Annotated in this window: 16 protein-coding genes; 3 read left to right on the forward strand and 13 right to left on the reverse strand. The window is 47.9% G+C overall.

The genetic code is table 11. The features are described from left to right. Positions 1-152 precede the first annotated feature (152 nt). Positions 153-1,391: a leucine-rich repeat domain-containing protein gene (locus QUA47_RS28640; protein WP_333433273.1), complete on the forward strand. Its 1,239-nt coding sequence runs from the start codon at positions 153-155 to the stop codon at positions 1,389-1,391. A gap of 366 nt (positions 1,392-1,757) precedes the next feature. Here the strand turns inward: QUA47_RS28640 and QUA47_RS28645 are convergent, their stop codons facing one another. The 3 genes from QUA47_RS28645 to QUA47_RS28655 all read right to left on the reverse strand — a co-directional run bounded on the left by QUA47_RS28645 (position 1,758) and on the right by QUA47_RS28655 (position 4,400). Next, entirely contained in the window at positions 1,758-2,753 is a 996-nt protein-coding gene (locus QUA47_RS28645; RefSeq protein ID WP_333433274.1) for a tyrosine-type recombinase/integrase, read from the reverse strand. A 90-nt stretch (positions 2,754-2,843) separates the two neighbouring features. Next, positions 2,844-3,584, reverse strand: a complete 741-nt coding sequence (locus QUA47_RS28650; protein WP_333433275.1) for a hypothetical protein — start codon at positions 3,582-3,584, stop codon at positions 2,844-2,846. A gap of 228 nt (positions 3,585-3,812) precedes the next feature. Next, entirely contained in the window at positions 3,813-4,400 is a 588-nt protein-coding gene (locus tag QUA47_RS28655) for a hypothetical protein (protein ID WP_333433276.1), read from the reverse strand. Between the two features lie 247 nt (positions 4,401-4,647). Here QUA47_RS28655 and QUA47_RS28660 point away from each other — a divergent pair, with 247 nt between their 5' ends. After that, positions 4,648-4,998, forward strand: coding sequence for a hypothetical protein (locus QUA47_RS28660; RefSeq protein ID WP_333433277.1), 351 nt, complete (start codon positions 4,648-4,650; stop codon positions 4,996-4,998). A 56-nt stretch (positions 4,999-5,054) separates the two neighbouring features. Continuing rightward, complete coding sequence (locus QUA47_RS28665; RefSeq protein WP_333433278.1) at positions 5,055-5,489, forward strand: hypothetical protein; 435 nt, start codon at positions 5,055-5,057, stop codon at positions 5,487-5,489. A gap of 312 nt (positions 5,490-5,801) precedes the next feature. Here QUA47_RS28665 and QUA47_RS28670 read toward each other — a convergent pair whose 3' ends face one another. The 10 genes from QUA47_RS28670 to QUA47_RS28715 all read right to left on the reverse strand — a co-directional run bounded on the left by QUA47_RS28670 (position 5,802) and on the right by QUA47_RS28715 (position 10,749). After that, positions 5,802-6,023, reverse strand: coding sequence for a hypothetical protein (locus QUA47_RS28670; RefSeq protein WP_333433279.1), 222 nt, complete (start codon positions 6,021-6,023; stop codon positions 5,802-5,804). 82 nt (positions 6,024-6,105) lie between these two features. After that, positions 6,106-6,324 (reverse strand): hypothetical protein, encoded by a 219-nt coding sequence (locus QUA47_RS28675; protein WP_333433280.1) that lies wholly within the window; start codon positions 6,322-6,324, stop codon positions 6,106-6,108. A 203-nt stretch (positions 6,325-6,527) separates the two neighbouring features. After that, positions 6,528-6,728, reverse strand: coding sequence for a hypothetical protein (locus tag QUA47_RS28680; protein WP_333433281.1), 201 nt, complete (start codon positions 6,726-6,728; stop codon positions 6,528-6,530). 79 nt (positions 6,729-6,807) lie between these two features. Further along, positions 6,808-7,008 carry a hypothetical protein gene (locus QUA47_RS28685; protein WP_333433282.1) on the reverse strand — a complete coding sequence of 67 codons (201 nt, stop codon included), beginning with the start codon at positions 7,006-7,008 and terminating at the stop codon, positions 6,808-6,810. Further along, positions 7,008-7,169, reverse strand: coding sequence for a hypothetical protein (locus tag QUA47_RS28690; RefSeq protein ID WP_333433283.1), 162 nt, complete (start codon positions 7,167-7,169; stop codon positions 7,008-7,010). The genes QUA47_RS28685 and QUA47_RS28690 overlap by 1 nt, the downstream gene beginning before the upstream one ends. A 4-nt stretch (positions 7,170-7,173) precedes the next feature. Next, positions 7,174-7,626: a hypothetical protein gene (locus tag QUA47_RS28695; protein WP_333433284.1), complete on the reverse strand. Its 453-nt coding sequence runs from the start codon at positions 7,624-7,626 to the stop codon at positions 7,174-7,176. Next, complete coding sequence (locus QUA47_RS28700) at positions 7,619-9,175, reverse strand: type IV secretory system conjugative DNA transfer family protein (protein WP_333433285.1); 1,557 nt, start codon at positions 9,173-9,175, stop codon at positions 7,619-7,621. Before QUA47_RS28700 ends, QUA47_RS28695 begins: the two co-directional genes overlap by 8 nt. Further along, complete coding sequence (locus QUA47_RS28705) at positions 9,162-9,629, reverse strand: hypothetical protein (RefSeq protein ID WP_333433286.1); 468 nt, start codon at positions 9,627-9,629, stop codon at positions 9,162-9,164. The genes QUA47_RS28700 and QUA47_RS28705 overlap by 14 nt, the downstream gene beginning before the upstream one ends. 40 nt (positions 9,630-9,669) lie before the next feature. Next, on the reverse strand, positions 9,670-10,338 hold the full coding sequence (locus tag QUA47_RS28710; protein ID WP_333433287.1) for a hypothetical protein: 669 nt from the start codon (positions 10,336-10,338) through the stop codon (positions 9,670-9,672). Positions 10,339-10,413: 75 nt separating this feature from the next. Continuing rightward, complete coding sequence (locus tag QUA47_RS28715) at positions 10,414-10,749, reverse strand: hypothetical protein (protein ID WP_333433288.1); 336 nt, start codon at positions 10,747-10,749, stop codon at positions 10,414-10,416. Between the last annotated feature and the right edge of the window lie 72 nt (positions 10,750-10,821).

The following is a 10,821-nucleotide window of genomic DNA, read 5'->3' on the forward strand; positions in this document are numbered from 1 at the left end:
GGCTGTAAATTCCCGTCGATTTTTTGTTGCTTGACAAGTTTTTGAACTAAGCTTTTACTGCAGGCAAATATTTCTGCCATTTCCTGACATACCCTCTGCATTTTCAAGTCCTAGATGGGGAAATATATAAAAATCTAGAGAGGTTCGTCCCTATGATTTTATTAATCCTGGTTTTCCTGTTGGTAGTATCGAGTCAGTCGCAAAATAGTGGAAATGAACTTTCCTCATGGGTTGTTCAGAACCAACGGGGCGATAGTGGAAGGACATTTGCTGATTGGTGTCGCGAAAAGGCTTCTTTGAGTCCTGAAACTAAACATACTGTTGAGGTGCTGTTGGAGAAAGCGGGAACTACTGAGTGCGAGGCAGCCGATCGACAACTTTCGAGTCTCACGGAACTCACCCTCGACACAAATCAAATCAAGGACATCAAACCGCTAGCATCCTTGACTAACCTGACTTCGCTCTCCCTCTACAAAAATCAAATCAAGGACATTAAACCGCTAGCATCCTTGACTAACCTGACTGGGCTTTCTTTCAGCGAAAATCAAATCAGCGACATCAAACCGCTAGCATCCTTGACTAACCTGACTGAACTCAATCTCAACAGCAATCAGATCGGGAACATCAAACCGCTACAATCCTTAACTAACCTGACTCGGCTCGACCTCAACAGCAATCAGATCGGGAACATCAAACCGCTAGCATCCTTGACTAACCTGACTGCGCTCTCCCTTGAGGACAATAAAATCAGTGACATTAAGCCGTTAGCATCCTTGACTAGCCTGGCTTGGCTCCACCTCGATGGCAATCAGATCGGGGACATCAAACCGCTAGCATCCTTGACTAACCTGACTGGACTTAACCTCACTAACAATCAAATCAGCGACATCAAACCGCTAGCATCCTTGACTAGCCTGATTTGGCTCGACCTTGATGGCAATCAAATCGGGGACATCAAACCGCTACAATCCTTAACTAACCTGACTCGGCTCAACCTCAACAGCAATCAGATCGGGAACATCAAACCGCTAGCATCCTTGACTAGCCTGACTCGGCTCGACCTTGAGGACAATAAAATCAGTGACATTAAGCCGTTAGCATCCGTGACTAACCTGACTGAGCTTAACCTTGAGGACAATAAAATCAGTGACATCAAACTGCTAGCATCCTTGACTAGCCTGACTGAGCTCAACCTTGAGAACAATCAAATCAACGACATCAAACCCCTACAATCTTTGGCTAACCTAATTAAGCTCAACCTTGAGGACAATAAAATCAGTGACATTAAGCCGTTAGCATCTTTGACTACCCTGAAGTATCTCAGCCTTAACAATAATTCGATCTCTTCTAAAATTTGCCCTATCCAGCAAAGACATAGATGTGTCTGGTAAATTACAGACTCAACCATACAGCTTTATTAGTAACTTTTATAGTTATCTTTGCTGTGTCGGCTTAAATCTCTCACATTTTGTCTTACCCTTGCCCCAACATTCTTACCTATGTCTCAAAAGCTACATTGTTGGGGCTGCTTTGATTGCCAAGACGTTTGATACACCGTTGCCTGGAAATGGCACCCCACTTCTAAAAGCTAGAAAGTCAATCAGAAATTTCTGTATGCTGACCTAGCCGTAACCGTTTCGAGTCCTAGGCTGGGAAAGTGCATTACCTGAAATTGCTACAAGGTGATGAAGAAAGAAACAAACCGGATATCCCCAAGCTTCAGCTACTTGGGGATTTTTTGTTGGGTCTAACAACTACTAGAACATCCCATCAAGTAAATCAGTAACGTCTCTTTGGTCGCGCCCTCGGTTGTCGTCGTATACCATGAGCGTGTTTAAATTCTTGTGTCTGCTGAGTTTTTGAACCTTTCGCACATCCCCGTCTGTTGCGTCCAGTGCCGCCGTGATTGCGCTGTGCCTGATGCGGTGGGGTGACATTTGCTTGGTAATGCCAGCACTTTCACAGTGACGGACAATGATTCGTCTCAAGCCGTCGCCCGTCAGCCGATGGCCCGTATTCGCAAAATCAAGCGCCGTAAACAGGGGAGCATCTTGAGAGGAATTGCCGCCCCTAGCTTCGAGCCAGTCAGCGATCGCCTGAACCGTCGCCGACCCCAAGTCGATCATCTCAGCTTGCGTCCCGCGTCCCTTGCCAAAAATCCGCAAAGTCTTACCGGCCGGGTCAAAGTCGCGAACATTTAACTGGCTGATTTCGTTTCGTCGCAAAGCATTACCCCACAGCAAGCGCAACAAAGCATAATCACGCTTCCCGGCCAGAGTTGCCCGATCGCACTGCTGCAAAATCCGCTCAAAAGTTGGTCGGTCAACCCCCGTCGTATCCCGGTAGCTGGAAACTTTCTCCCCCTTGATGTCGCCCAAAGCATAATGACACGCGCCCAGTTTGCGGCCCATCTCCACCAACGACTTGATAGCTGCCAGCCGCCGATTAACAGTCGCTTCCTTAAGTCCCTTGTCGATCAGCTTAGCTTTGTACTTCAACACCACCGACACAGCCTGACGCTCTTCCAGGTGCAAAAATTCCAAAACGTTATCAGGCACGGCAGGCATCCCCGTCATAGTAATTAAAAAGTCGTTGACATCGCGCTCATAGGCACGGCGGGTATTTTCGGAGCGCTTGTCGGCGAGTAATTGTTTGAGCACGTCGGGGTCAGTGTCTACAGTATCGAAATATCTTTCAATTTTGGCATCAAGGGAAGCTTCGAGGCGGACGATGGAAAAGTCGGTTTTGTTCATGATTGCGTTCTTGATAATGGTGGTTTACGCGAACACTAGGATAAAAAGGGGCCCCATCCCGATTTTTAGGAGATGGGGCGTGATCGAAGTTTAGGCGGCGAACTTCAGCATCTTGAGCATGGCTGAGGCTGTCGCTTGATTTTCGGATTCGAGTATGATCGCGGGTATCGTTTCCCCGGCGCGTGGATTCAACTGTCGGGCCAGAACTGCCGCGTGATACTGAAAATGCCCGCTGATAATCTTGTACCCGTGACTGTCTCGCACCACCACCGGGGGAATAACAAAACCGCCCAGCGCCAAACTCAACTCGCCTGCTATTTCTAGTTCGTTGCGATCGAAGTTGGAAGCCGCCACATCAGACGTTATCCGCTTGACCGCAACCAATGTCAGCATTAGTTTTTTGGTTGCGATCGGTTCATCACTGTTCTTACCGAGAGTTGGAACAGTCGAAACTTTCTTAACTGGCATAGGTTGCAGCCGGCCTCGCCCATTATCGCCTCGGTTCGGAAGTTCTTCGTTTTCCCCGGTGGCAGTTGGTGCGGTAGCTACGGGTGCGAGTGTTGCAGTTGCTTCTGTTTGGGCGATCGGCGCTTCAACTTCAACAGCCACAGGTTCAGGAGTTTGTTCGGCTGCTGCTTCGATAGCTTCGTAGCAGGATGTCCGCGCTTCCCAGTGACCCCTGACAACATCGGCGGCAGTCTCCGACACTTGGCAGACGTAGCGGTGGTCTTCGATTAGCCGAGCGAAGGGGCAGACTGAGCAAGTCAGCGCGGTGGGGGATGTGGGGCGGTCGATCGTTGTCGTGGCGGCAGTCGTTTGTGCTAATTTCATATCAAGTCCTTCTTTGGGCTAATCCACCGCTCTAGGCCTCGTAAACTTTGGGCGGTGGTTTGTTTTTGGGTAAGCTTGTCTTACCTTCATGTCTTACATTATGGCAAATTGTTAGACACGTGTCAATAGTCGTAAGACAATTTGTTAGACATACGTAAGACTGATTTAAGGCAAGTGTAAGACCGGGTGAGGTTGTGGTCTTACGCTTGCCTGAGTTGTAAATCTGGGTTAGGCGGTGGCATCCCAGATATCGGACTCTGTGACGATTTTCTTTAATCTCGCAGCGATGCTTGCCCGCGTCCCTTTTCCGTCGGCTCCTTTGGCTGCTGCTAACTTGCGGATAGACTGGATAGTCATTTTGTTGAGCATTCCCTCGATGTCCGGGGGTGTGGCTTTAGCTGTTGGCTCGATCGGCTCGTCGGCGGTAGGTATATCCGTGGTGGCTTCGACATCAATCACTGAGTCAGTATCTGGCGCGACTGGTGCTTCCGGCGCTGTGGGTGCAGTCGGCTCCGGCTCGATCGCTTCGGCTGGCGTAGTGGTGGCTGGCTCAAGGATGCCGATCGCACTAGGGGCGAATTTGATGTCGATCGCGTCTTTGAAAGTCCCGACCTGTGATGCGTCTACGTGGTGCAGCATGATCAGCGCCGTGTCTACTTGACTCAATGCCGATTCACACGCTTGCTCGACTGATTGCAACTGCTGGCGGTAGTCTTGGAGTGCCGTGAGTTTGGCTTGGAGGGAAGCGATTTGAGTTTGGATATCAAGGATTGAAGCGTCAACTTGGGCGAATTTGGCAGTTAATAAAGTAGTCATTGTGGTGTCCTGTATGGTGTGATGTGGCTGTAGTGCTTGCCGTATTTGGGTTTGTTTGAGGTGTTTTACCCTTATGTTTTACATACTAGCAATTTGTTAGACACTCGTCAAGCGGTTGTAAGACTAATTTGTTAGACATAAGCCGTGTGTATGACAAGCAACCGTATAACAGATTCTGCTTATATGTCATACAAAGGGCGACGACTGTTATACAATGGCGTCATACATATATGACTGAGGTAAGGCAATGGCGTCAACATCATTAACTTTTCGCTGTCCCGATGAAGTGTTGGAGGCGATCGACAATCTAGGAAAAGAGCGTTATCCGGCGGCGGATACTAAACACGGACACGGGTACGATCGCTCCAAGACTTTGATTGACATTATGCGGGCCGGCATCAAGGCGCTATCTGATGGCTCGATCGTCCTACCGGCACCCGCAGAAAATAGTCAACAACCGTCTAACGTAAGACGAGTTACGTCTAACGTTTTGTCAGACAGTGAACTAGAAGAACGTATTACAGAGATTGTTGAGCGTAAGACAGAACAGGCAAAAGCAGAACTAAGGGCTGAATTGCTGGGGGAGTCCGCAGCCTGACCGATCGCACCCCAGACGAATCGCTCAGGCTGGAATTAGAGGCTAAGAAAAAAGAATTGGGATCAACGACGCGACAACTAAAAGAGCAAGACCGAGAACTGTTGAAGTTTCATGAGCGGGTCGGGGACTTGTGGATTAAAGTACAAAGCTTGAAGGAACAATTAGAGGTAGAGCGCAGTGATCGTAAAGATATTGAGGCGAAGTATTGGGACAAGGTGGAGGCTCTCACAGAATTGCAATTGAGAGCCGTAGATGCCGATCAAGGTGAAGTGCGATCGACTGTCTCCCAACAGAAAAGAGTCACTGCCAGTAAAGACTTACCCGACGCGGCCGCAATCCTTCAAGAAATTCGGAAAAATCAAGAGAAGCAAGAGGAGCAAGACCGAAAGGAAGGCAAGCGCAAGAAACCAAAATCACAAAAAGTTTGGACTCTAAAAGACATTGAGGAGACTTTAGAAGCGATCGCCTCTGCGATGATCAAGGAGTCCTGAGACGACACATCCCAGAGACGTTAGGAATTGATACCCGGTTAATGCCCAATACGGTTCAGATAAGACACTCATGGAGACAAAACTCTGTGAAAAACAGATACTGCGATTGCTTCGTTATTCGCTCGCAATGACAAAAAAACATTAACTGAACCGTATTGGGTTAATGCCGGGTTTTTTTGTTTGTCGATCGCACCTAAAAACAAAAAGCTCCCCGACCGAAAATGTCAAGGGAGCTTTTTTTACACGATGGGTAATTTGCAATTGGTAATTGGCAATGAGTCTTTGCCCCAATTACCAACACTATAAACGGCTTCAGGAGTTTTGGCGATTGGCTTTCGCGTACCGCAGTTTTAGAACACGATCCACTTTTTCTTTTGCGGCTGTGTAAGCAAGACCGGCATCGGCTCTGCCTACATAACCGTAAAAGTGAGTGGTGCAAAAGATTACCCATTCATCTTTACAGCGAATTTGACAGAGAAAGTCTCTGTAGAAAAAGATAGTTTTGATAGCACCCATGATTTTTGTCCTAGTCATTAGTAGATGTAAACCCCAGACCGTCAAATCACCCCTGATAATGTAGCGTCTGGTTGTGACTAAACGTAGCACTCAGTTGTAACTACATTGTGAGGTTAGAAATAAAAAGCAATATTTCTTCATCAACCAAGCCCTGAATTTGTTGCGGAGGCTGCCAGCGCTGCTCAAAACTCTGCCGAAGTTGGGAAAGTTCGATCGCCCGATCGCCCAAAAACAAAAAACCCCGGCACAAGGTCAGGGATTCAAAATGAAGGGTAATCGATAATCGGTAATTGGCAACGGGTGTTCCCCAATTACTCACAGTGTAGCGGCTCTGGAGTTTGGGCGATCGGTACAATAAGCTTGTCGTTTAGTTGCAGCGGCGACACATTCCAAAAAAGAAGCCCCCGGAGATTCCCGGAGGCTTCTTTTTTATTCGAGCTAATGTCTGTTTGTTTCAACCAAATCACCGACAACACAGTCCGGCTCGGTTCATCTGTGACAAGGTAGCGCTCGGTTGTGTAGTTATATGTGAGTAGGCAATATCGCTGTGGGAGCTGTCACGTTTGTGAGGGTGTAAACGAACTTACCATCGCCCAACGGATGATAAATTTTATCTGTTTCCCATAAACAGCCACGAAAGGTCAAAACTGCCAAAGTGTAACCAATTTCTAGCTGAGTTCCTGTTAATTGCATATCTGCCATTTTTCTGCGGGGGTGTGTCATTGTTTCCTCTCCGGTTAGTTGTTTGTTTGTTTTGCTAAATGGTTGATAACAGCGTAGCGCTCGGTTAGGTTTTCGATGTTCAGCGGGCGATGTTCAGCGAGTCGAAAGGGCAAACCATGCAAGTGAGCAAAAATGGTGTTTCTTCCTCCAGCCGTTTGAGTTCTTCCCCATCGCAAGTTTCGTAGAAAATTGCCGGGATATTCTGCAAATATTCGTGCGGGGTTTCTCTGCCACAATCAGCGCAATTGTAATATCCCTCTGGCAGTTGGTCGCTTTCCATTAGTTAGCCCCTCCTTTTTCTTTCTTGGATTCGATTTCTTGTAAATGAAGTTTAATTCTTTCAATTTCCCCCGATACATCCATCAACTCAATCTTGATTTTTATTGCCAGCTTTTCGGTAGCGGTGTCAATTCGGTGTTCCAGGGCTGCTAATTTTTCCATCCTTCTAAGCTCCATTTGCTCCTCCTTTGATGAATGCAATCTGTTCGTCGGTTAGTTGCATAATCTGCTGCGGGGGCTGCCAGTGATGTCCCCAGTTCTGCCGAAGTTTGGGAAGGGCGATCGAACTGGGAAAGAGTTCGGCGGCACCAATCCAAACACCAACACCTGATTGCTGATTCGCATAGTAAGCATCAAATTGAGCCCGCGATACTTTTGCCAGTTGCCCTTGCTCCGATGCCCGCCACAGTCGATCGATAGGTAGTGATTGGCGCTTCACCACTTGGACAATTCCCAATACTTCAGCAGTGGGCAAGGTGGCATAAATGGCAATCCTATCGCCCGGTTTTAGGCAAGCTCCAAAACTTCCTTTTCTGAGTTCGATTGTCTTGGGATTGTGGGTGAGGAAGAAGCCGGAAGCCCAGCGCGGATGCACTGAGGTTAAGAAGGTATTAAGCATTGTTTTCTTCCCCTTCTGCCAGCAGTTCTTTGTACTCGTTAACAGCAGTTTCGTAAGCTTTAGTTTTTCCCGGTCGGGCATTCCACAGCATCCAGATAATTTCTGTTTGGGTGTGTTTCATTTCATTTTTCAGCTTCAGGATTAGCTCGATCGCCCTTGCTCTTTCAAGTTTCAAAGCCGTGAAATAAACAACGTCAGAATCGCTAAAGCCGTTGCTGTCTGGTTGTTTCATGGATTGAGAGCCGTCTGAAACGGTTTCAGACTCCGGCTCGGACTTGCCCAAGTCGAACTCCATTTTGAAAACGCGGTCAAGGTAGTCTTTGGTAGATTCTATTGGGTTGTTTGCGTTATTTGTTGGCGGTGTTTGTGGCTGTGAATGTTTGGTTAATTTGACCAAGGTGCGATCGGACAAACTTTGACCCGGTAACTTAACCCTTGCTTCAAATCGTGGTGTAGCTCTGCCTGTTTCTTCGTCTTTATCACCCAAAATTTCCACCTCTAATAAGGCTTCATCCCGCAAAGATGCGAACCCTTTAGCATTGGCTAATCCTGCTAAAGTTCGTGTGTGGCTGATGATTAACCCGAACATCTCAACCTTGCGAATATCTGTTACTAATTGCTCGAAAAAGTCTGTTGAGTTAGGGCATTTTCCGCCCCATCGAGTGAACTCATCGCAGACAAATGTTAAGGGCTGAAATTTGGGGTTAGGCGTGGTTTGAACAATCTTGTACCGCTTGGCTACTTCATCGGAAAACCAGGCAAGCTTTGCATCAATAGCTGGATAATCCATCCCGCCGCCAATAACTTCGCATCCTTGCCAAGCACCGTAGGCGGCGTGTGGGTCAAGCACCACAACCCGATGACCCGCAGCCAGACGCTTGCCGACTTCTTGCTCAGAAAAGAAAGTTTTGCCAGAACCGGGAGCACCATAGACGAGAACTGACGGATACCAGATGAGCTTGGGTATCTTGGGCCCGTCTGTTTTTTCTGGCTGTTCCGGTTCGATCGCCGCCGATGTCGCCGCTTCAACTTTGTCGCCGGGGTTGCTGATTGATTCGAGCGTGGCTGTGCCTGTAAGTAATGCTTGCTGTTCGTGAGGGCTGATGCCGAGCGACTGACAGTAGGTAGTTTCGAGTTCGTCTTCAAATGCTCGCTCATCTGCCTCTGCTAACTTCTGGTAGCGCATCTGAGTTCCTGCCATTTGATAGGCGGATTCGGCGGCATGATTGAATTCTTGGGCTTTCTTTTTATAAGCCTTAATCCTTTGTCGCATCGGCTCTAATTCCCCTTCTTTGCGGGCTAGGAGCATCATTGCTATGCTTGCCCCGGTAGCGAGTAGAGCAAGGGTGATTTTGATGCCCCCATACCCACGCTCTAAGCCTTTAAATTCTGCCTTTGGAGGAACTAACCACGCCGGGTTTGACTCGATTCTGTTGCCGATTCTGTATTCAATCCGATCGTTAAATTGCAGCGCCGTAGCACCAACAAAACCCGTAATACTAACAGCTAATAAACCTGATACAATTGCTTGATTCTTATTTTCCAGCATCACTCAACTTGCTCCAAATTTGTACACCGACAAAACAGACAGTAACCACGGTTAAAACCAAGCTAAAAATCAATAACTGACTATTGAAAACTACCCACGCTGTCCAGGCATCCCAATTGGCAGAAATCAGCGCCACGGCGACAGCTAATAGGATTAAATGCGCTCTAGTTTTGCCGATACCTTCAGCCCCCAAGCTGTAGATGCCTACCGCTAGAGATACGGCGGGGAAAAAGATTACAGCCGATGGGATTAAAGCCGGAATTGCCCGCACAATCAGCGATGCAGACAAACCAGCGCCGAAGTATGAGCCGAATTCTCCCCAGTTTCCGGTTAATGTCCAGAAGCGTTCAATATTGGTAATTTCAGGGGTTTTTGCGACTGTTTGGTTTTCGGGTTGTGAAAAGTTGTCGGTGTTTAAATAATCGAATTCTGAAGCATCAAATTCTGAGTACATAAAAAAATAGCGGGCCCTATTGACCCGCTGCGAGTGTTTGCTATTTCTTGCCAGTGAAGAAGTCAACCAAGCCCCCTAGGAAGCCTTTGCCAGTGTTCGCGATCGGACTATTACCACCGCCGGAATTGCCTGCTGTGGCAGGTATGGGGTCAAAGTCTTTGGCGTTGATGTAAGCGTTAAAATTCGCCCGCTTTGCTTGCATGGCGATCGCCTGCTGGGGACTAGCTTGAATAGCTTTTAAGGATTGCTGGAAGCCGTTTTGCTGTATCTGTCCTTTTGCCTGATGGTTCGCTTTTATCAACAGCAAGCGCTGCCGAAAATCAACATTTTGCAGGGTTTGGCTGCTAGCCCCCTCGACTTTGATTAATCCCAATTCGTGCTGCAATTGCTGTTGCAGATTGACGACATTTTGGTCGTACTTTGCGCTAGCAACAATTGCTTTTTTTACGTACTTGTCAATCTGGAAAGTGTCGGTGAGGCCGTTCTCTTGTGCCTCTAGAGTTAACCTCTCAATCTCAACTGTGTTAGCCCGAATCTTGGCATCGTGGCGGTTTAGGGCGGTGCGTAGCTGCTTCTGTAGCTCTAAAATCTTGGCTTCTTTGCCCGCCGCATTAACAATCTCTGGTGTCAACGGGCCAGATTCGTAATTGAATTGCCGCTTTACTTTTGCAGCGCCGGGGGTTTGGGCCACTCTGAAAACTTGCATCATGATAAAATTCTCCTAGTACGGTTTAGTACGAAAATCCCCCAGCTCGTGCTAGGGGAGGATTTACAGGCCGGCGGGTTACTTTTGCAGAGCGTCCCGTCGGTTTGTCATTTGGTTGAGTCGGTAACTTAGTCGATCGACTGCCTCGTGTCCCACATCTGGCAAAAACTCCCCACGTCTCCAACTGTCTCCGAGTTTGATCGCCGTTCCAAAATCAAGACCCAGCAATACATATTGGCACTCAGGGAAGTCCATCTCGGAGTCTGGCTCAGCCTCGGCTTGATACTGGTAGCCGATCGCGAAACTATCAACAGCTTGCCGTTGCTCCGGGGTTAGAGTGCCGTCTGGACTGAGATTCTCGAACATATCTAAATGGGATGCCAGCCGATACCGAGAATCGTCGCCATAAACCAATACGGTTCAGTTAAGGCTCAAATAGTGGTAAATTAGGTATGGTGTCCAAAAATGGAGAGCAAGTAAGGTGCA

Origin of the sequence: Microcoleus sp. MON2_D5, from assembly GCF_036701905.1 — a bacterium.
Classification (GTDB): domain Bacteria; phylum Cyanobacteriota; class Cyanobacteriia; order Cyanobacteriales; family Microcoleaceae; genus Microcoleus.